This is a genomic window from Acinetobacter sp. 102, assembly GCF_037028485.1.
Classification (GTDB): Bacteria; Pseudomonadota; Gammaproteobacteria; order Pseudomonadales; family Moraxellaceae; genus Acinetobacter; species Acinetobacter higginsii.
The window spans coordinates 1-21673 of record NZ_JAZEZK010000033.1 but is presented as its reverse complement, the minus strand read 5'-3'; the positions used below and the strand labels follow the sequence as shown (position 1 = coordinate 21673).

The 21673-nt window shown below is 38.2% G+C and carries 16 protein-coding genes and 2 pseudogenes; 11 read left to right on the top strand and 7 right to left on the bottom strand.

Annotation, left to right across the window (positions count from 1 at the left end; genetic code table 11):
* The first annotated feature begins 1 nt into the window (after position 1).
* The 6 genes and pseudogenes from WA352_RS21080 (at position 2) to WA352_RS21055 (ending at position 11366) form a co-directional block, all read left to right on the top strand.
* Positions 2-3988: a hypothetical protein gene (locus WA352_RS21080; RefSeq protein WP_336143834.1), complete on the top strand. Its 3987-nt coding sequence runs from the start codon at positions 2-4 to the stop codon at positions 3986-3988.
* A 453-nt stretch (positions 3989-4441) separates the two neighbouring features.
* A complete protein-coding gene (locus WA352_RS21075; protein ID WP_336143833.1) occupies positions 4442-9598 on the top strand; it encodes a DUF4011 domain-containing protein in 5157 nt (1718 codons plus the stop codon).
* A gap of 267 nt (positions 9599-9865) precedes the next feature.
* The gene (locus WA352_RS21070) at positions 9866-10156 is read left to right on the top strand and encodes a type II toxin-antitoxin system HigB family toxin (protein ID WP_016165531.1); all 291 of its coding nucleotides are present in this window, start codon (positions 9866-9868) and stop codon (positions 10154-10156) included.
* A gap of 1 nt (position 10157) precedes the next feature.
* Entirely contained in the window at positions 10158-10559 is a 402-nt protein-coding gene (locus tag WA352_RS21065; protein ID WP_016165532.1) for a helix-turn-helix domain-containing protein, read from the top strand.
* Positions 10560-10968: 409 nt separating this feature from the next.
* A pseudogene (locus WA352_RS21860) lies at positions 10969-11064 on the top strand (type II toxin-antitoxin system HicA family toxin); the annotation flags it as partial.
* Between the two features lie 2 nt (positions 11065-11066).
* A complete protein-coding gene (locus WA352_RS21055; protein WP_100243283.1) occupies positions 11067-11366 on the top strand; it encodes a type II toxin-antitoxin system HicB family antitoxin in 300 nt (99 codons plus the stop codon).
* A gap of 566 nt (positions 11367-11932) precedes the next feature.
* Here WA352_RS21055 and WA352_RS21050 read toward each other — a convergent pair.
* From WA352_RS21050 to WA352_RS21025, 6 genes are all read right to left on the bottom strand, one after another.
* A complete protein-coding gene (locus WA352_RS21050; RefSeq protein ID WP_000550047.1) occupies positions 11933-12151 on the bottom strand; it encodes a hypothetical protein in 219 nt (72 codons plus the stop codon).
* A gap of 4 nt (positions 12152-12155) precedes the next feature.
* The gene (locus tag WA352_RS21045; protein WP_336143832.1) at positions 12156-13451 is read right to left on the bottom strand and encodes a Y-family DNA polymerase; all 1296 of its coding nucleotides are present in this window, start codon (positions 13449-13451) and stop codon (positions 12156-12158) included.
* Positions 13452-13465: 14 nt separating this feature from the next.
* Entirely contained in the window at positions 13466-14092 is a 627-nt protein-coding gene (locus WA352_RS21040; RefSeq protein ID WP_035270232.1) for a LexA family protein, read from the bottom strand.
* Positions 14093-14203: 111 nt separating this feature from the next.
* The gene (locus WA352_RS21035; protein ID WP_108676075.1) at positions 14204-14845 is read right to left on the bottom strand and encodes an SOS response-associated peptidase; all 642 of its coding nucleotides are present in this window, start codon (positions 14843-14845) and stop codon (positions 14204-14206) included.
* A gap of 240 nt (positions 14846-15085) precedes the next feature.
* Positions 15086-16192 (bottom strand): ImmA/IrrE family metallo-endopeptidase, encoded by a 1107-nt coding sequence (locus WA352_RS21030; protein ID WP_000482094.1) that lies wholly within the window; start codon positions 16190-16192, stop codon positions 15086-15088.
* 12 nt (positions 16193-16204) lie between these two features.
* Complete coding sequence (locus WA352_RS21025; protein WP_001052588.1) at positions 16205-16915, bottom strand: hypothetical protein; 711 nt, start codon at positions 16913-16915, stop codon at positions 16205-16207.
* 857 nt (positions 16916-17772) lie between these two features.
* On the opposite strand from WA352_RS21025, the gene WA352_RS21020 reads away from it, so the two are divergent.
* The 3 genes from WA352_RS21020 to WA352_RS21010 all read left to right on the top strand — a co-directional run bounded on the left by WA352_RS21020 (position 17773) and on the right by WA352_RS21010 (position 20334).
* Positions 17773-18486 (top strand): phosphoribosyltransferase, encoded by a 714-nt coding sequence (locus WA352_RS21020; RefSeq protein WP_001986287.1) that lies wholly within the window; start codon positions 17773-17775, stop codon positions 18484-18486.
* A gap of 393 nt (positions 18487-18879) precedes the next feature.
* A complete protein-coding gene (locus WA352_RS21015) occupies positions 18880-20079 on the top strand; it encodes a tyrosine-type recombinase/integrase (protein ID WP_262734983.1) in 1200 nt (399 codons plus the stop codon).
* Between the two features lie 33 nt (positions 20080-20112).
* Positions 20113-20334 (top strand): hypothetical protein, encoded by a 222-nt coding sequence (locus WA352_RS21010; RefSeq protein ID WP_001986288.1) that lies wholly within the window; start codon positions 20113-20115, stop codon positions 20332-20334.
* 252 nt (positions 20335-20586) lie between these two features.
* Here WA352_RS21010 and WA352_RS21005 read toward each other — a convergent pair whose 3' ends face one another.
* A complete protein-coding gene (locus tag WA352_RS21005; RefSeq protein WP_004658363.1) occupies positions 20587-20838 on the bottom strand; it encodes a hypothetical protein in 252 nt (83 codons plus the stop codon).
* 194 nt (positions 20839-21032) lie between these two features.
* On the opposite strand from WA352_RS21005, the gene WA352_RS21000 reads away from it, so the two are divergent.
* A complete protein-coding gene (locus WA352_RS21000) occupies positions 21033-21254 on the top strand; it encodes a helix-turn-helix domain-containing protein (RefSeq protein ID WP_004658364.1) in 222 nt (73 codons plus the stop codon).
* A 251-nt stretch (positions 21255-21505) separates the two neighbouring features.
* Positions 21506-21673 (top strand): annotated as a pseudogene (locus WA352_RS20995) (transposase); the annotation flags it as partial.

Below are 21673 nucleotides of genomic sequence, written 5' to 3'. Positions count from 1 at the left end.
CGTGTTGGATAATGAAGCAAAAATTTGGGGCGAGGTTTATGAAATCGGAGCTAAACGTGGGGCAATCATGGCTTTGTTGGACGCAAAGCTATTGCCAACTAATCATCCACTGGTTATCAGATGGAACCGTAAGCAGCTGATGGAGGTTCTTGCTGAGGTTAAAGCTGAACTATATGCAGATGTTGTGAATGCAACCGTTCACGAGAATATTGAGAAGTACTTTCATCATTTGATGAAAACCTCGTTCGGACATGGCTACACCAATACTCGTGAGTTCCTTCGAAAAATTAAACCGAAAGGCTCTCCACTGGCAAAGTCAGCAGATGCAAAACCGAACTGGGGCTTGGCTGGAATCTGGTGTCCCTTAACATTACCAAGTGACACTACTCAAACTTGGATAGATGACTACACAACTGCAGAGCAGTTTGCAGCGATGGAGAAATATAAGTCTGAGACAACACAAACCTTCAAAGACCAGTTTAAAATTTATCAGGCTGATATGTTTAAGAAGGGAAATTTTGCTCGATCGGATTTCTTGGCAGTGATTCGTGTCCAATCAACCTATCATGTCATGGTTCAGGAATACTCAATATTCTATGTCATCGGTGAACCTGAACAGTTCAATGCTAAAGATCCATATACATATCTGAATGAGTATAAACGGTATATCAAGCAATCCGAATCGCATAGTGTATTTTCTTATGTGAATGCTGAGGCTCAGGAAATTCCTTTCAAATTCACTGACAAATTACGTGATTACCTGAAGGCGTTCGTTCGTAAAGAAAAGGTACTGTTTAAGATTGCCCAAGGTTGTTCTTATGCCACAACTTTTGCGGAATCCTTTAAGCGCACTCTGGATCCTGAACGACAATGTAAAATGCGTTTGAATGTGATTGCGATTACAAATAGGGGTAGTGAATACATCTCATCTGAATACTCGGATGATCACAAATCTCCAGAATTGGAAATGATGTTCCAATTGGGCCAGGAGTATCGGAAAAACCACCTGAGTATTGAGAATTTAGAGCAACGTAAAATTCTTCAAACTCAGATGTTAAATTTTTTGATGAGCAAGCCGACTTCAGAAATGAGGGACAAGCTCCATGAAAATATCACCGATATTGAATACGGTGAGGACTTAACCTTTTCGGTCACGGAACAACTCAAAGACTTTATTAATCCGAATGCTCCCTTGTCTTTGGAATACGTATTTGACCTGATCGACCAGTATGGTGATGTCGATGATCATAAGCAAAAGCTGAAGCAAATGGTCAAGGCTGAATTCAAACTTATTCAGAAGAAAAAGATCCTGAATAAGACCGCTTTTACTTTACGTGATTTGCATAAATGTGCCGTAGTGGTTGCCTTAAAAGAAAGTCAGCTCGGTAAAATTTCATATATTTGCCTGACAGGAACACCGGGTATTGGAAAAACTTCAAGCGTCAAGACTCTCTTGGCAGACTTGGAGGGGTTCTTTTTCTTCTACACAAGTCCACGAGTATTGATCAATGATGATGTAGTTGGGGATTTGTCTAAAATCTCAGCCACGATTACGAGTAATAGCGAGGTAGTGACGCAAGCCAAGCAGATTTATGCTGCTATCAATGGCAAGGAAAATCCTGTAAATGCTCGTGGAGGTGCAATCATTGGTGGTGTTGATAATCTGAAGTCATCGAATGGTTCAAGTGTATTGCTATTCAAGCAAGACGACTATCAAAAGATTAAGGACCTGGAGGAAAGTCAAAGTACCAGCAGACGATATGCAAATACATCCGATGCTAAAGTCACGGCGACCAACAAGAAATTTGCGAGAGTTTTTGATTCTCTTGGTGAGTCATCGCAGCAATTGCTAGATTGCCATCCTGAGATTAATCGACTCACCATGACTGTAGCGACTCAGGCATTCATGAAATATGACACCACGGCTGCTGGGCCAAGGAATCCAAGAGAAGGGCAAAGTAAAGCGAAGATCGCATCAAGTCTAGATGGTTTAAACAAGATGTTTAAAATCGACATCGATAAAAAACCTTCGGAAGCTAGGATGGAACGTGCAGCCTTTGCCAAGAAGTTCCCGAATATTGTGGTGATGTTTGATGAAATCACTGGGGATTCGGGTTGTCGGTCTTTCATTAATGAGATGCATAAGTTCTTGTCGAAGAACTTTATTGATCCATTTGATGGCAATTCGCCATTTACTGTGACAGTCATCCTTGCGGATGCTTCACTCAGTAATGTAAATGCAATCCAGAATTACATGAAGAAGTTGGATCCACTACCAGCCAAGATGTTTATTTCTCCTTCGGTTGGTAATTTCCCTTTCAAAATGCAGACAGCGGATATATGTGATGGAAAAGGGTTCAGACCAAGTATTCATATCATGGCGAACTGTTATCCAGCCACTGAGCTGAAAATTAATTACATGCTGATGCAATATGCTATCAATCCTGAGAAGGATGAGATGGGCCTGGAGCGAAATTTAACGCAACAATTTAGATCTGAAATAGGTGAACGTTCCGAAGATACTGCCCTGACGTTGATCCATCGGCATTTATTGGCAGGGAAGAAGCAAGTCATCTATTTTTCCCAAGATAAAAATGCCTTAGCGAAGTTGAGGGATGCGATCATTCATGCTGGTAAAGTTGATCGATCCAAGATTGGTATTTTTGATAGTCAGGTTATGGGAAGCAATCGAGTTGACCTCCTAAAGAGAAAGGAAGAACTTGAAGTTGTTTTGATTACTTCAACTGCAGCAAGAGGTATTTCATTTCCAAACTGTGATGCCATTATTGCAGCGATGCCTCGCTTTGCAATTGAAGCCTCTATGATGGAAATTGCACAACTTGTATACCGTGGACGTGGTGGGTATTTAGATCCAGAAACGAAAGAATGGGTTAATGGTGATGAAAGAGACCGTACTTTGACCATTCTTGTTGAAGATTTTTACTTAACAACCAGTGATGCATTTCAATCTGAACTGGAATATAAAATTAAAAGCTCCTTGGACATGCTCTCTATTTTTATGTTGATTCGAGGAACCTTGTTTACCCGAATCACTGGAGATGCTGGCTTTAAGAACTCGAATATTGCCATGATCCCGATTGGGGAAGTGAAGGATAAAGGCAATGGGAAACCGGGATTGGCCAAGCTGATTCGTGACTTTATGAAGGAGACCAATAGTGTTCTTTATAAAATGGCCTCAAATAAAGATGCAGGGGAGCTGGTTGGCCGCCTGAAAGCTGTTATGGATAAGGCTGAACGGTTGTATGGAGCACTAAACCTAAATTCGGTTTACAGCACTAAAACCAGCAGATTTCGTAGTTTCTATACGCCTGTCAAAGAAGCTGAATCTAGTGAACTTCAGTTCTACGAAAAGTGGTGCCGGGATAATCATTCTTTAAAATCAAGATTGTTGACGATCAGTGACTCTGAGGATAATTTAGCAATACCAGAGAATATTTACATCTCTGGGCCAATCATCTTGGAAGACAGGTCATTTTTTGGAAATAAGGAATCATTTCAACTAGCGAATGACAACAATGCTCAAGAATTACTAAAAGTATTTTGGGGCGAGCTAATAGCGATTAAGGGTCATCCTCAATTGAACACTTATAAAAATATTCAGAAATATATCAAGGAAATTCTGAATATGATTACTGCTGTTCGTGAGTCTGAAAGCGATAGTTATATTAAGGAAGTAGAGCAACAAGGCATGATCCGTAAACTATGGTTGGCGTATCCAGTTTGTTCAAATGAGTTGGTCAAAATCGCTGACAAGAGCTTCGATGTTGATTGGTTTGATACCTTGAGTTTTGAATTGAAGGCGAGGAATGCTGAATATCCAGTTGTGCCCGAATATAAGGATCATCCATTCCGTGGAACAGATCAATTGTCTGGCCATCCAGTATTTGAAACGTTATTTGAGCAATCCAATTTTATGTTATGTCGTGAATTGAATTTGGTAAATGCGCTGACGATGTTCAATGAGTAGGAATCGAGTTAGTTAAATAAAAAATCATACGAAGAAGAGAAACTCGAGTTAAAATAGCCTAAGCAATTTGATAAGAGGAATAATGTAAAAGCATTAAGCCAGGCGAATCAAAGCCGAAAGATAAGTGATCTTTGCTAGACAAATATAAAGACAAAGCAATCTTATTGATGGAAGAGGTTAAAGATATTAAGTTGATTGAAAATAACCTAAATTAGCACCCAGCAAAACATCAGCACAAACAGTAGTCTAATGAAAACTCAACATTAGATTTTAGCTTGAGTTATGCTTTGTTAAGAAAATTTAAGTGTCTCTTTTCTTAGTATTTCCGCGAATAACGATTTAGTATTGTTATTCGCTTAATTTTAAAACAAGATATCAACTATTTAATATTGTGATTTTAGCTTTTTAAGCATGCCTTTAATTGGGTTTGATAAAATTGAGAAGGGGAAAATAATGCTAGAAGATGAAAATAACCAACAACATGATCCACAATATTCATTACACGTTGATTGTGCTTCAGCTTTGAGTTTTGTCTTACAACAAAATTCAGTGCCTCTTATTCGGCAAGTTCTAATCTCTTCCACTGAAACAACTTCTGGTTCTCGAATTGTTATTCGTTCAAATCCTGAGTATTTCAAAGAACATACCATCAATATTGCGAGCTTAGAAGGTAATCAAGTTTTGGCTCTTGATAAACCAAAATTAGTTTTTGATATTAAACTATTGCAGGAGTTACCTGAGAATCTTAAAGGCAGTATTGAAATACTTTGGTTGAATGAAAGAGACGAGATACTGGCAGAGCAGCGGGTAGAGATTGATTTATTAACTATTGATACTTGGGGTGGGGAACGCCAACCCATAGAATTATTGGCGAGTTTTTCACAACCCAATGCTTCAGCACTCAGCCCGATTTTGGTAAAGGCCAGTGAAATTTTAAAAACAAAAGAACTAGGTTCATTAAATGGTTATCAAGACCGAGATCGAGATTCTGTTTTATCTCAGCTGAATGCGTTATGGGAATCTTTATTACAACAAGATATTCATTATATTGTTAACCCAGCAAGCTTTATTAAATCGGGCCAAAGAATACGTTTGGCAAAGCAGATATTTGACGAGAAGCTAGCATGTTGTTTAGACACGACAATACTTTTAAGTGCCTTGGCTGAACAAATAGGCTTAGATACTTTACTTATTATTGAAGAAGGACATTCGTATCTTGGTATTTGGTTAAATGAGACGCCAAATGTTGACTTGATTATTGATGATATTCAAGCCTTAAGAAAGCGTTATGATTTGGGTGAAGTTGTTTTTCTAGAAACAACGCTGCTCACACAACAAGCAAAGTTTGCATCCGCACTTGAAACAGCAAAACAGTACATTAAGGATGAATCCCGCCAGCATAAGTTCTATCTTGCGATTGATGTTCGCCAGTCTCGGTTGCGAGGCATTAAACCAATTTCCTCATACCAGGATAAGAAAAATCATTTGGATGAAACAGAAATTGAATGGGCACCTGCATCCATTCCTGTTTACGATCTTGAACGTCCAGTTGAAAGTAAAACCACTAGGGTTGACCGCTGGTTGCGTCGTTTACTCGATCTAAGTCTTCGTAACAAGCTCTTAAACTTTAAGGACAATCGTTACAGCATTCCCTTACAATGTCCTGAGTTAACAGTGGGTAAACTTGAAGATGCATTGGCGAACCAAGAGGGTTTCTTATTTAAGGGGGTTGATAGCATCTCGCTAAAAGACGTCCAGCGTGACAATGAAAGCCAGCATATCAATCAATATGTTGATGAGAGCCTGTCCAGAAAACTATTGTTTAGTCCACTCGATACACCCTTATTGGAAAAGCGCTTAATTGAGGTTTACCGTGCCTCACGTACTGCTTTGGAAGAGGGCGGAGCGAATACACTATTTCTTGCGATCGGTTTCTTGGAATGGAAAGAATCAGAGCGATCAAAACGCACCTTTAAAGCGCCTCTACTGCTTATTCCTGTGCAGATCACTCGCGAGACCGCTAAAACAGGTTATCGCCTGTTTATGTATGATGATGAGCCTCGCTTTAATTCGACCTTATTACAATTATTAAGACAGGATTTTGAACTAGATATTTCGGGTTTAAATCCTTTGCCTACAGATGATTCTGGTATAGATGTTAATCAAGTCTTACATATTGTGCGTAAGGCTATTGTGAATATAGCAGGATGGGAGGTTAAAGCTGAGGCTGCCATTGGTCAGTTCTCATTTTCAAAATATTTAATGTGGCTTGATTTGTCTACACGAATGGATCAACTTAAAAATCAATCTGTAGTAAATCATCTTATTGAAACACCACGAGAACCATTCATTAAGCAAGATGATTTTCCGCAACCAGCTCAACTAGACCAACAATATCAACCGCAACAATTATTTACACCATTATCGTCTGACTCTTCACAGCTAGCAGCAGTGATGTCCGCCGCATTAGGACGTACTTTTGTACTTTCGGGCCCTCCTGGTACAGGTAAGTCGCAGACCATTACCAATATGATTTCACAATGTCTAGCAGATGGAAAATCCGTGTTATTCGTTTCGGAAAAAATGGCTGCTTTAGAGGTTGTCTATCGTCGTTTGACACAGATTGGTTTGAGTGAGTTGTGCTTGCAGTTACATTCTTCCAAAGCTCAGAAAATGGAGGTTTTGGATCAACTACGGGAAAGAGCACAGAAAAACAATGATCCATACTTTCTAAGTGCTCAGCCAAAGACAACTGAATGGCAGAAGCTATCGGACAGATTAATCCAGTCACGTGATGAACTGAATCAGCACGTAAATAACCTGCATACCGTACATGCGATTGGTTGGAGTCTGTATGCAGCAATGAGTGATGAACTTTGTTATCGGAATACACCACATTTACGGTTTCCTGAGATTAATATCGCGACATTGACATTAGAAAAGCGTGAATTGCTGAATAAGACTGTGACACAAGCGGTAAGCTTGCGTCAGCTAGTGAATGAAAATGCTAAAGACGTATTGGATGGTTTTGCGGAGGGCTTGTCTGAACCTATTTGGAGTCTGGCATGGCAGGAGCAATATCAGCTATTACAGGACCAACTTATCGGTCAGATACAGCAATTACAAAAGTCTATTTCTGCTTGGCAACAGGCTTTTGGATTCAGTGAGAAGCAAAATCTGAGTCTGGTTAAGCAGGATGTTTCGATTTTTAAGGCAATATCTAAACTAGTTCAGCAAACAGATTTAAAACTATTAAATACGATTAAAGATATCGATTTAAAAACCATTACCCAGACAAAATACTTAACGCAGGATCTTAAGCAACAGCGTTCTTCATTAGTAGGGCAATACCAATCTCAAATTTATCAAGCAGATTTAAGTCAAATGGGCTCTAAATGGCGTGAAGCAGAATCAAAAATGTTCCCATTTTCATGGTTCGCTAAATTCCAGTTGAGAAACTTAGTCAAGACCTATCAAGACTCGACTCAACGCCCAAGAGCGTTGGCAGTTGCACATGACTTACCTATCTTGCAACATATCCAAAGCCAACAACGACAGTTTACTGAATGTGAAAAACAGTTAGCGAATGAGCTTGGTTCTTATTGGCAGGGTGAAGATAGCGCGTGGCAAAGTTTTGAAACTATTCACAATCAGTGGCAAGAAATTAAGCAGATAGTTGCGTCGTCAATTACCGATCAAGCAACTTTATTAAAAGCGGTAGAGTTCAGTAAAAATCATGATTTGGATGAACTGACGCAAAAGATAGCTCAGGTGGAGAATACATTCAGTCAATTGCTGAATGATCATGTACTGAAGGGTGATATTGAGATTACCGCATATTCAGATATTGATTTTAATGAAATTATCGAAAGACAACAGCAATTGCAGCAATATGGGCTAGCTTGGAGGCATTGGTTAAATTGGCAGGCGATTAAAAGCCAGCTTATTAAAAGTGGCTTAAAACCATTGGCATTTGAACTTCTGCATGCCCCACTGGATTTGGATGCTGCCCTAAAACGCCTGAATATTAATTTAGAGAGACACTGGATTACACATAAGTTTAGCCAGCATCCAGAGTTAAATCAATTTAACAGCCAACAACATGAACAGAAAATAATGTCCTTTGCCCAGCAGGATAAAGAACACCAACTTGCTGCAAGCCAGGAAATTATTCACCGTTGGAATAATATTTTTACAGAACAAAACCAGTACAAAGGGCAATGGACTGTTCTTAACAAAGAGTTGGGTAAGAAACGCCGTCATATTCCTGTACGAGAGTTGATGCGTCAAATTCCTGATGTTTTAGTTGGCTTGAAACCATGTTTATTAATGAGTCCATTATCAGTTGCCCAATATCTGGACACAGAAGCAAAATTTGATGTAGTAATTTTCGATGAAGCATCACAGATTCCTGTATGGGATGCAATTGGTGCATTAGCGAGGGGTAAACAGTCAATCGTGGTGGGTGATAATAAACAAATGCCACCAACCAGTTTCTTTGGTAAAGGCGATTCTGAAGAAGAAATTGATGAGGAGGTTACTGAAGATCTGGAGAGTATTTTAGATGAATGCCTTGCTGCTCAGTTACCAGAATTAGCTTTGAACTGGCATTACCGTAGTCGTTACGAAAGCCTGATTCAGTTTAGTAATCAGAAATACTACAAAGGTGGTTTATTTACTTTCCCTGCACCTGTTGCTAAGGACACAGCTGTAAAATTGCATGTGGTTGATGGAGTCTATGACAAAGGGGATACACGTACCAATCCGAATGAAGCTAAGGCAATTGTTGAATTCATTATTCAGCATTTACAGTCACAGTTAGGGCAAGAGAATCCTTTGACTCTAGGGGTGGTCACTTTCAATATGACTCAGCAGAAGTTGATTGAAGATTTACTGGATAATGAATTGGCAAATCATCCAGAGTTAGAGACATTGAGTAAATCAGGCATTGAGCATTTATTTGTTAAAAATTTAGAGAATGTGCAAGGGGATGAACGCGATATTATCGTTTTCTCAATTACTTACGCAAAAGACCGTGATGGCCGCTTATCTATGAATTTTGGTGCACTTAACCGTCAAGGTGGTCAGCGCCGTCTAAATGTAGCAATTACTCGCGCTCGTCAAGGATTACATGTTTTCTCGGCCTTAAGTCCAGAAGAAATTAATTTGGCACGCACCAATAGTGAGGGTGTAAGGGATCTAAAAGATTTCTTAGTTTTTGCTCGTAGTGGTCAGCTGCATTTAAATTATGTTGATCAAAACAAACAGCAGACTAAAAAAGAATTTGTACAGTACTTACAGAATAGGCTTCAAGAAAAAGGTTGGAGCGTGGACCTCGGAATAGGTCAGGGAGATAGCTGTGTAGATCTAGCTATTAAAGATGACTTGCATGCAGATAGCTATATTGTAGGTATTCTAGTCGATGGTGAAAATTATGCAAAAGCAGCTACAGCAAGAGACCGTGATCAGCTCAAACCAACAGTATTAAATGGGTTAGGCTGGCAGGTATTATCTGTGTGGACAGTTGACTGGTGGCTGGATCCAGAGCAGAACTTAACTAAATTGGTAAAAGAATTGGAAGAGATCAAAATAAATCAACAGGTTGCTTAAATTGTCTGAAAATTTTGAGATGAAAAGCATGCTTTAAATCAAGTCATTGACTTGGGCTGTATGGTCCATGCGAGTCGTAAATTCCATGAACTGCATGTGACGGGGAAAAGTCAGATCAATGAACAGGAATTTTTAAGGTCATCAGATTAAGTGCATTCTGATAATGAATAAAGTGCCGTTTGGCGCTTTATTCATCCTAGCCCTTCAATATTGCAAAATGCGATAATTGGTTTATACTTGATTTATAGCAAAATGCGATAAAATGTTATGCATGTGATCACCCACGCTCGAATTATAGAAGCAATGCACAAGTGGCCACAGGCTGAAACGGCATTAGATGGTTGGTATCGAACCATAAAGGCAAACGATCCGAAAGATTTTGCTGAGATGAAACAGCTCTTTCCAGCGGTCGATAAAGTTGGAAAGTTCCATGTGTTCGATATTGGCGGGAACAAGATCCGACTTATTGCAGTCGTGATGTATCAGGCGAAACGTGTGTATATCCGTCATGTCTTGTCCCATAAAGAATATGACAAAGGTCATTGGAAGGAAGGTTAGTATGAACGCGATGATTAAACAGGCCGTAGACCACTGGCACTACGTTGCACCATTGCTCAGCAAGCCAGAAAATGAAGAAGACTTTCATACACTTGTTGAAGCTTTAGATGAACTTTTAGATACCGTTGGTGATGATGAGTCTCATCCTTTAATGGGGCTTATTCATCAGCTTGGTGATCTGGTTTCTGATTATGAAAATGAGCATCTTCCTATGCCTAAAGGGGATGGTCGCGCTGCTTTGGCTTTTTTGATGGAGCAACATGGTTTAGGTCAGTCTGACTTAGCAGAGGTTGCAACCCAATCTGTGATTTCTGAGATTTTAAGTGGTAAACGCCAACTGAATATTCGTCATATTAAGGCATTGTCTGAGCGGTTTAATGTATCGGCAGATACGTTTTTCTAAAAGATAGGGCGCCGTGAGGCGCTCTATTAGTAATCAATTTGAATTTCTCGTTAGTCTTGATATTTCAATTTACAAAGTCTACGTGCCTATAATCGCTTTATTCCTTCGTTAAGAATCACAAAAACGGTAATAAATAAAAAAACCACTATATAAAATTATCATTGAAATACTGCTCATTGTAGCTTTATGCAGTAAAGTTTTTTGCTTTCTGCACTTAATAAAGTGAACCGTACCGAGTTTGTCTGAGACAAACTTTCTTGACGAATATGGCAACATTCTAACGCCATTTCAATATAGTGTTGCGTATAATTATACAATGAATAGCAAAGACATTATTAAGTGTCTAGAGCAGGAAGGCTGGTACAAAGTGGGAGATAAAGGCGACCATGAGAAATAAAAGCATCCTGAAAAATCTGGTCATGTTGTAGTTCCTCCCCCGAGGAAAGACATGCCGATTGGCACTTTACGCAATATTTATAAACAGGCTGGTTGGGAGTGGAGGTAAATATGTTATATCCAGTATATGTTCATAAAGATGAAGATACTGCATACGGCTTAACTTTTCCTGACTTTGAAGGGTGTTTTAGTGCAGCGGATGAAATGCAAGATATTCAACGCATGGCGCAAGAGGCTGTAGAGCTTCATTTTGATGGCGAGGAATCAAAATTACCAAAACCATCAAGCCCTGAACAATGGTTGGGTGATGAGCGATTTCAAGATGGGTTCTGGTTGTTGATTGATATTGATACAAGCAAAATCAGTCCGTATCAATGTCAGTATGTCAGAGTCTTTGGTCAAACGTCTTGATGCTGTTGCAAAAAGATAGCATTTAAGTCGATCTGCCTTTTTGGCAAAAAAAGTGCAGAATTAGCACTACACGATTAAGATCTTAAGAGAGCAACTACCCGTCTACATGGCGGTTTTTTTTTGCGTAATTTATGAAAAATACCGATCTTCTTAGCGCTGATAAGGGATATGACTCGAAAGCTTTGAGAGAGCAGATAGAAAGAAAATCCACAAATGTTAAATGAACTCTGGCTTAAATAGCCTAAGCAAACTGAAAAGGGGGAATTGTTTAAAAATCTCTCTGGTTATAAGTAAACTGTCTTTATGAAAAGCATCATACTAACTTTGATTCATAATAAAGGGAATTTAAAAGCTTTAGGATCACAATTTGGTCACTGGATTTTAGACAATAGTGTAAAGATTAGCACTTTGGTAAATCGATGAGCTAAAGTGTTGTAGTCCAAACTCGATCTGACAATTACCCATTTTTAGTGTGCCCGTCAGGTTAAATTTGAACTGAATTTTTCTCAGCCCAAATTCATTTCCAATCAAGTTATGTTTCAAGTGGCGTGCGAACACTGCACAATTTAATTCACGGTGCCTAAGACAGGTATCAACTTCGGACCAGCCATTCTAGCTTTGCTAATGATTTCCACCAGCTCATCATAAGTCAGTTCAAACTTATCCTCACTATCAAATACATAGACCATATTCTTGCCTTCATGTTCAGGTGGAGTAGGTGGTACAAATCGTTTCGGGATAAGAATTTGTGCGAGTTGTTCGTCAGTTAATTTAAATAAGTGCATGTTTTTATCCTACTCTTGGTAAGTCAGACCATTTGGTTAAATACGAAGGTGATCTAAGGTTTTGATTCATGTGCCATGTGGCTTCTTTATTGTTGGCAATGCCTAGCGTGACGAGATTCTTCCCAAACCGTTCACTGATGGCTTCGATGGCATCTGAAAGCCTTTCTCGCTCTTGCTTATGTGAATAGTCCGTGAATAGATCGGGCACAAACTTGGATTGATCTGTAATTTCGAGCAGCACGATTCCCGCCTTTTTATACTTAAAGCCTTTCTTAAATATCTGATCGATGCCTTTCATCGCGGCCTTGGTGATGAGCAGTAGATCATCCGTATGCTCATGCATTTGAACGACGATGTAAGGCGAGTAGCGCTCTGTCTTATCAAAGCGACTGGTTTGGATATACACGCCGATCATCTTGCAGATTGAGCCATCTTCCCGCATTCGTTTCACGGCTCTGGCCACATAAAGCCGAACCGAAGCTTTAATGTCATCCATTTCATACACTGGGTTGCCATATGAACGGCTGCTGATGATTTGCTTCTTCGCTACAGTATCATCACTAAGGTCAATACAAGAAAGGCCCTGTAGCTCAAGCACCGTCTTTTCCATCACGATACTAAACTGCTTTTTGATTTCTTTAGGATTGGCATTGATCAGATCCAGCACAGATTGAACACCCATAGTATTGAGCTTCTTACAGTTCTGTCTGCCTACGCCCCAAACCTCAGACACATCAACCTGCGCGAGTAGCGTTTCTGTAGAGCATGGGTCCATATGGGCCAGATTACAGACCCCATTGAAGAACTTGTTTTTCTTGGCGAGATGATTGGCAATCTTGGCTTCGGTTTTAGAGCCACCAATTCCAATACAGCAGGGTAGGCCTAACCAACGCCAAGCCTTAGCCCTCATGTCTTGAGCATATACAGTCAGGTCAAATAGATGCTCGTAAGCTGTGAGCTTCAGAAAGCATTCATCAATGGAATAGACCTCTTGATCTCCTGGTGCAACATAGTCCCCAAGCAGCTCCATAAAGCGCTTGGACATTTCGCCATATAAGGAGAAATTACTGGATAGCACCTGAATGTTATGTTGTTTGATCAGCTCTTTAATTTGGAATACAGGAACACCCATCTTGATGCCTAAGTCTTTCGCTTCCTGGCTTCTGGCCACGGCACAGCCGTCATTGTTGCTGAGCACAATGGTTGGGCGATCATTCAAGGCAGGATTAAACACACGCTCACACGAGACGTAGCAATTATTCACGTCGACTAACGCGAATATTTCATTTTCACTTTGCATGGTTATTCTTCTTTTTATGAGCGGTGATAAATACGCTTTAAATTAAAAGTCACCACACCCCAGATTGATATGGTCTGACTATCATCAGGAATGATGTGATTGTAATTCGAATTTTCAGCCTTCAACCAAAGTTCTGGAAGCGGATAATCTTCATCTCCAAATATTTCTTTGATTTCAGACTTGGACATCTTATTGGTGATCATCAGCCGCTTAATGGTCGAGGCGCTATTATCAATCAGGGCAACCACGATATCGTAATGCTTGGCCTCAATGCTGCGATCGACAATGATTGGGTCATTGATCTCAAAACCAGCATCAAGCATAGATTCACTGTCTACATAAGCAATGAACGTAGAAATAGGGTTGTGAATCAGGAACTCATTCAGATCGAGCGCTTTATCTTGCTCATCCTTGGTGCTGAAGGCTGGACCTGCAGGGATGCGCTCTAAAGAGACGGGGATAGAGACTTTAGATTTGGGTAGAACTGCAGTAAGCCCTAACTGCGCAACCAGTTCATTTTGAACAGCGATTTGTTCAAGCACGGTATTGATGGTAGGGCTTGGCTTACCCTCTGGACCCATGAGCTCTTGTAAAGATGACCATGCGTCGTCAGAGAAGTAGATAGGCAACTTCTTAGACATTAGATACTCCTACGCTACAAGGCGTGTTTGGAAGTAGAATTTGTATAAATAGGATATTACTAACAGTATTTAAAATTCAAATTTAAAAAGTTGTGGATAAACAAGGATGCGTCAGAATAAGACGTCTTGTTTTTGCTCATCGCGCGGAAAAGTGACGAATTCATCGGGCATTTCAAAAAAATATTCATGCGCGTGTTCATGGTCTGTAGTCAACCAATCTTTTCTATACTGCTCTGGAATCACGATGATGGATCGCTTCTCATCCTTCGGTGCATGGAACTGCTTCATGAATGGGTGATGATCAGAATTGATGGTGAGCATTGAAAATGAACGTACCTTATTGCCATTAATCACAGCATCGTCATAGATACCAGCAACTGTAAAAGGCTGTTCATCTTTACGCTTGATGGTGTACCAGTGTGGTTTGCCATTGATGTATTTGGGTTCATAGAACTCCTGTACAGGCACAAGGCAAAACTTGCTGTACTTCCAAGCATGTCGAAAACTGGGCTTATCTGCTACAGACTCGGTACGAGCGTTATAGGTATGACTACTGAATTTCAACTCTTTTGCCCAGCTCGGGAGCAAGCCAAACTTTGCTATATCAAGTTCCAAATGTTCAGAGCCATTTAAAATGATCGGGGCATGGTAAGAAGGGAACACATGGTCCTTAAGCTCAAGATTGAACAGGCTGGTATCGACACCTAAAAGTGTCAAATTTCTTTTACTTGGAAATAGGTAATTTGAGCACATTGTATGATCACATAACTAAAGAATTTATCTGAAATTGTATACGATGCTTCATGGAACACATGGGATTTATGGTGTCAGTTCAAGTAGGCTATATGAAAAAAGTCATGATGGGGCAAGTTACATTTTCAGTATGACTTATGGGATGCAAAACTACGTTGGGCGTGAAGTCATAAAAAAATTAATCAGGATTTTGCATAAATAGTGCGCCGTAAGGCGCATTATTTTTAAGGAAGGTTTGTATTACTCGACAATATATAACTTATGTTTTTTCTTCGGGGGCTCAACTTTAGCTAAAGCATCAAATGTTAATTGATTAAAATCTTCTTCAGAGATTCCAATTTCATCAAGCATTTTATTTTTATCAAAAGATGGTTGTGAGGCTAAAACAGAGATAATTTTGGGCAACATCAAACTCTCATCTCGATGAGTTTCTTCAGGTTCATTAATGTTGTAGCCCAACGAATTGATCTTTATAGAGTTACTACGATTAACCCAATCACTAACTAATCCCAGCTTGTGAGCTTTATAGTTAATAGCCTTCAGGGATGTTCGCCAAATCTTTTTATACTCAATCATATTTTCTAGTGAAAAATAGCGTGGAGCAGTAGAAAGAAATGCATCTGTTGGCATTAAAAATTCAGATGAAAATTGATCCGCTTCAGTTTCGAGAACACGATTATCTTTCTCGACACGAATTTTTTTGTTATGCGTATGCATAACGATATGACCAAGTTCGTGTGCACAATCGAAGCGGGCTCTTTCGGCAGACTTAAATGTATTTAGAAATATGAAAGGGCTACCACTTTCATCATCAAAAAAAGATAGTGCATCAATTTCTCGAATTTCAGTCGGTAATCTAAAGACACGGATTCCCTTTAGCTCACACAACGAAACAATGTTATTAATCGGTTGATTACCTAAAGCCCATAAACCTCTCAACTCTGACGCTAGGTGATCGGCATACTTAGATTCACCCAAAAACTCAGTAATATCTAAATCAGGACGGTGAAAAGTAGGTAACTTTACTTTCTGATTTAAGTACTTGTTAATATTTATTGCTAAAAGAGTATATGCCTCATTAGCTTTTCTATGCTGTGCTTTAATACGAGCAACCGATCTATAGAAGATTTGGTCTGTTTCATGTGGTTGTGTGTCATTACCTGCAAAGAATGACTTGGGTAAATTTAATACACGGCATATATCATCTTGATCATTTTCATTGATTTCTTTATCCACGTCTAAAAGTTGCTTTACCTTAGAGATAGAGCAACTCAATTTTTCTGCGAAATCGGTATTGCTAAGTCCTCGTAATTCTTTAGCAATACGTAAACGATCTTTATTAAACACATTAACCTCAGATTAAACTACAAGCTGAATATCAAAATCATCTGGTTTAATTTCATTAGATGGTTCCAATACTGGCTTAGGATCAGTTTTTACAGGAACTGTATTATCTATTTCAAATGCAATTCTGCAAGTATGGTCACTTGGTAAAATTGAAATTTTTTTCGCTTTTAAGTCCTGTACGAAGCTAGTTGGGTATGCAAATTCAAAAGGAATATTTGGGATATCAATGTCTTTATAGGCTGGATGTGATGCTGAAGGAAAGTATAAAATCCATGTTCTCAATTTTGTCTCATCATCATAAGCAGACTGATTCTCCTTAATATTATTTAATGTCATTAATCCTTTTTCACAGTGTGCTGATACAACTTGATCAGCTAACCCCAATGCAATATTCCCGCTCATAAAGATAATTTGTATTTTCTTTACTGTATTCTCAATTCTTGGCTGGCTGTCATTGTGGAATATCCAAGCAGGATCAGATTGTCGAAGCAGTAAAGCAATCTGTTCTCCAATTTTTCCCCATCGTGCAATAAAGCGTGCACGGTTATAGTGAGTATTTGTTCTATAGTCAGCATCACCGATCATAATTGCGTTTCTGACTAACTCGAGATCAGGTAATCCTAACTGTTTAGCTTTTTTGATAGCATTTTCACCTTTGAAAAAATCACATGGCGTGGGTTCAGAAGGTTGGATTGATTCTTCATCAAGGAGATTTAAATTCATCTTAAAAGTTATCCTAAAGTAGCGAATGTCTTTTTTATAACATCTTTTGATGTTTTAAAAAAGACATTTTTATAAATGTGTGCTATCTTCACTTACAACTTGATAATAAGAATTTTGGAGAAGAGACGTTGAGTAACTTATTCATTAATCATAAAAATTGTCCTGAATGCGGTGGCCGTATCAAAGGCTATTATTACTACTGTGGGCAGTGTGGTAGTCAAAATGTTGTAAACTGGAAGCACACGGGGATATTTTTGTTGATTGCTGGAAAGATTTTTCTGGTTGCTATGCTTTTTTTGCTAAAAAATTTTGTTCAAATCCATTTTTTTCACAAGTTTCATTGTGCTAATTTTTTAAATAATTCATAGAGGTTGATAGTAAAATGAAAGTTAAAGATTTAATTAAATAATTAGAAGAGTTTGATCTGGAATTAGATGTTTTAATTGCTAATGAAGAGAACAAAATCATTGGCATAAAAACCCTAGCCCGATTCTTTGAAATAAGCTATGTTTCTTTTGTTCATCCAGAGACACAAAGAAATGATATGGAAAGAAATGTTGAATTTACCTTTTTAGGAATGTCGACTAAAGACTCTAGAGTTATTGTTTTTATTGACGTTGTTCCATAATTTTCAAGTAGTCAAAATGAGTATACAATATTCATGTGATGCAAGAAGATACAACTGGATAGGATGGGCCCATAAGTATTTGAAGCTGCCTCGTGTATGATCATGGGGACTGTCCAAACAAACGGCTTTTGAGAGTGCTGCCTGATACGAAAAATAATATCCAAGAGATGCTAGCGGTAAATTTAGTGTAAAATTTAATGCTAGCCATCATTAAAACTTATTTAAAAATATGAAGTTATATCGCACAGATTGGAATATGTTTCCTAAAACGGTTATTGACCGTGGTCTTGGAGATGCAACCTCTCATTACATGTATGAAGCTGCTAAAGCAGGGGATGTTGAAAGTGCGTATATTTTAGCTAAAGATTTAGTTTCGGATGAGGCGATTGCTGAACTAGAAAGAATTATCGATGGTCGGGAAACTATTATAGTACCTGTACATGCTGAGGAAGCAGTCGGTCGTAATATGATTCCTTTAGCTACTTCAGCAGTTATAGCAAAGAAACTTGGGCTTGAAGTTGATACGAATATAGTTCAAGCTATAAAAGTATCAAGAACTGGCGGTGATGGGTGGCATAGATTAGCCAACCCACCAGCATTTGATGGGACAATAAACAATGATAAATGTGTTATTATTGTTGATGATACCCAGACCCAAGGTGGTACTTTTGCAGCATTAAAAGGTCATATTGAAACAACTGGGACGAATAAAGTTATTGGAGCATATGCACTGACGGGTAAACAATACTCATCACAATTAGCTCTAAGTAAAGAAACTCTTCAGCAATTGAGGGATGTATATGGTAATCTTGAAGCATGGTGGAAATCGATTTACGGGTACGATTTCGAAAGGCTCACAGAGTGGGAAGCAAAGTATATCCTCAACTCTCGTAAAACAGCTGACGAAGTCCGAGATAGAATCATTGCGTCAAAACAAACGTGATGCTTATGCACTTATGATGAAAATGAATTAATTATTATTTAATTAAGTTAAAAGACTGCTATATAGCGGTCTTTTTTGTTTTTGAGCTCTACAAATTTTAATGAGTACATATAGTTACTTTTATAAAAATGATAATAAAGGGTAGAGGAGGTCATCTAAGAATTTAAAGCACAAGACTTATTTAACATTGATGACAGAAAAAGTGAGTTGTTGGGAACTTAAAGAAGAGGTGGTACTTATAATGGTTACTAAAATACAAATACTTAAAATATTAAATATATAAAACAATATATTACAAATATATATGATGCGTAGTGTACGCATCATATATATTTTCTTCTATTTTGATATAATGGATCTCGTCAATCCGCTGATAGGTTTCATTTAAATTTCATGAGTCTTACTGAAATTAAAGTTCGCCAAGCTCATTGCAAGGAAAAAACTTGTTTTTTATCCGATGAAGATGGACTTAGCCTGAAGATTGAGCCGACTGGAAGAAAATCTTGGTGCTATCGCTATACAGATCCACAAACAAAAAAACGTCGCCGCATTCAGTTGGGGCTTTATCCTGATTTATCGCTGAAAAAGGCACGACAAGTCAAAGATGACTTTAAAGACAATAATTATTGTTTTGAGTATGATACTGTCTCTAATGTCATCACCTTTGGTAAGGTCGGGGAGGAGTGGCTGCAGTTCAAACTGAAAAATGCATTTAATGATTCACCCCGCTGCGGTGTACTACAGTTAGCAGAAAGATGTTTACAGCAAGATATTTATCCAGACCTTCAGGATTTACCTTTTCAAAACATCAAGCGTTATGACCTGGTTTCAGTAATCAAAAAAATAGAGGGACGCCAAGTAAAAGAACCTGTCAAGAAAGCTTGTAGTTATTTGAACCAAATTTATGACTACGCTGTAGCGATGGGTTATTGTGAATTCAACATCGCGCATGGTTTAAATAAAATCGCCATTAACAGTAAAATCAAGAAGAATTATCCGTATTTGAAAGCGGAGGATATATCAGATTTTAAGAAAAATTTATTAAAATTGGATGCCCATCCGATTATTAAAAAAGCACTGCTGTTCAAATTACATACTGGCGTGCGAGGGGCTGAATTGTTATTGGCTGAGCCTCATCATTTTGATTTAAATGAAAAAATCTGGAAAATACCTGCCTTGCATATTAAACAGTTTCGACGAAAAGTCATATTAGGCCATGAGATTCCCGACTTCTTAGTTCCACTTTCAGATCAGGCTTTAGATATTTTAAAAGACGTCATGCAATGGTCATACGGTGAAAAGTACATTTTTGCTAGCCCACGGAAACATAATCAACCGATTCATTTTAATACATTAAATATGGCTATACGTAAGATGGGCTATGGAAAACATCAATTATCCTCTCATGGACTACGTTCCACTTTTAGTACCATTTTGAATGACTCAGGTTTGTTCCAGGATAACTGGATTGAGGCACAACTTTCACATATTGATAAGAACCGTACCCGTGCCAGCTATAATCACGCTGACTATTTAGCCCAGCGGACTGAAATGATGCAGTGGTGGGGTGATTATTTAAGTACTGCTAAGTGAAAATCGTACTTTTATACATAGACTTAAAACATTATGGGGTTTCAAATGGATAGTAAACAATATACTTGCCGTGTTACATGGTCAGCAGAATATAATGAGTATGTTGGGTTGTGTGCTGAGTTTCCATCATTGTCTTGGCTTGATGCGGATCAGTCTAAAGCATTCTCAGGAATAGAGGAGCTCGTTGCTGATGTTGTCGCTGATATGATTAGCAATAATGAAAAAGTTCCTACACCACTCTCCGGGAAAATATAGTAGGCAGTTTGTTGTCCTTGTTCTCAGTGGTTCAACAAAAACTAGCCCTCGAAGCCGCAGAACGTGGCGTGGACATAAATTGTTTAGTATCAGTAAAAAGAGCGATGTAATTTTAGTACGAGTGAGTGATAGAGCAGGAACTTATGCTTCATATATTCAGTAAATGGTATGTTTTTGAATTAATAGGTATTTTTAAATAAAGCTTTCTTTGATTTAGTGCTTTTTATTTAATAAATTAATTTTAAAAACAACTTAGGCTAATTGATAAACACTATCTGGAAAGATTAAAAGAAAATATTTTTTAATTTCTGCTAATTCATTTAAGGCAGGTTCCCTTTCAAGCAGTTGAAATGTCCAAATAAGTACAGCCTGATGATTATCATAGCAAGTATTTACTCCAAGAAAATTAGCCATTCCATAACTTCTATTGATGTTCATTTCTTTAATTAATTGATTTCCTAAGTCACGAGCTTGCTGGCTGATCAATAACTCATTTGGTAACACGGCGGTCATCTCCACAAAATAATCTAATGCAGGTTCAATCCTTATATTTAAAAAGTTATAATTTAGTTGAAATGGATAAAATATACTTTCTATAAGTTGTAATAACCTGCTGTAGGTTAATTTTAGCAAAGTATTACTCAGTCAACAACTTCAAATAACCCACAGCAAGTTATTTTTTGTAAATTAATTTAAATATGATTACTTGTAAGTTATCTAGCCTCATGGGCGATAGAAAAATTTTAAAATTAAGTGAAGTGGTGCATGCAACAGGTATCAATCGCAACACGCTCACAAGTATGTATTATGACCGTGCTGTACGTATTGAATTACCAGTCGCCGATAAGTTGTGTAAGTACTTTAACTGTACGATGAATGATTTGTTTGAGTTTAAGGAAGAAGTTGAAGAAAAAGATTAACTTAATACTTCGTTTGATAAGTTTTTCGAAGAAAAAGACTAGCCAATACTTAGTTTGATAAGTTTTTCTCTGCAGATCTAATATTGAATTTTATAAAATATCATTACAAACAGATACTAATTTCATTACTTCTAAAATGAAATCAATCGAATGGTAGAGTTTTTTTGCTATTTGCATTTTAAGGTGGGATTTTGAGGCCTTGTTGCGCAAACCTACCGATAAGGTCTTATACAGCAATAGCCTACACCTAAATTTATCGTACACCGAATTGGTCATCCTACAATCATGCTTTGATCAATCATGGTAATTTTACAATTTGGTTTGATACTAAGATTCAATGATATTCGCAGTCACAAGGAAAACATGGTCGAAATCAAACTTATTCTGACATAGCCATTCAGTGCTATCTCATGATTAAA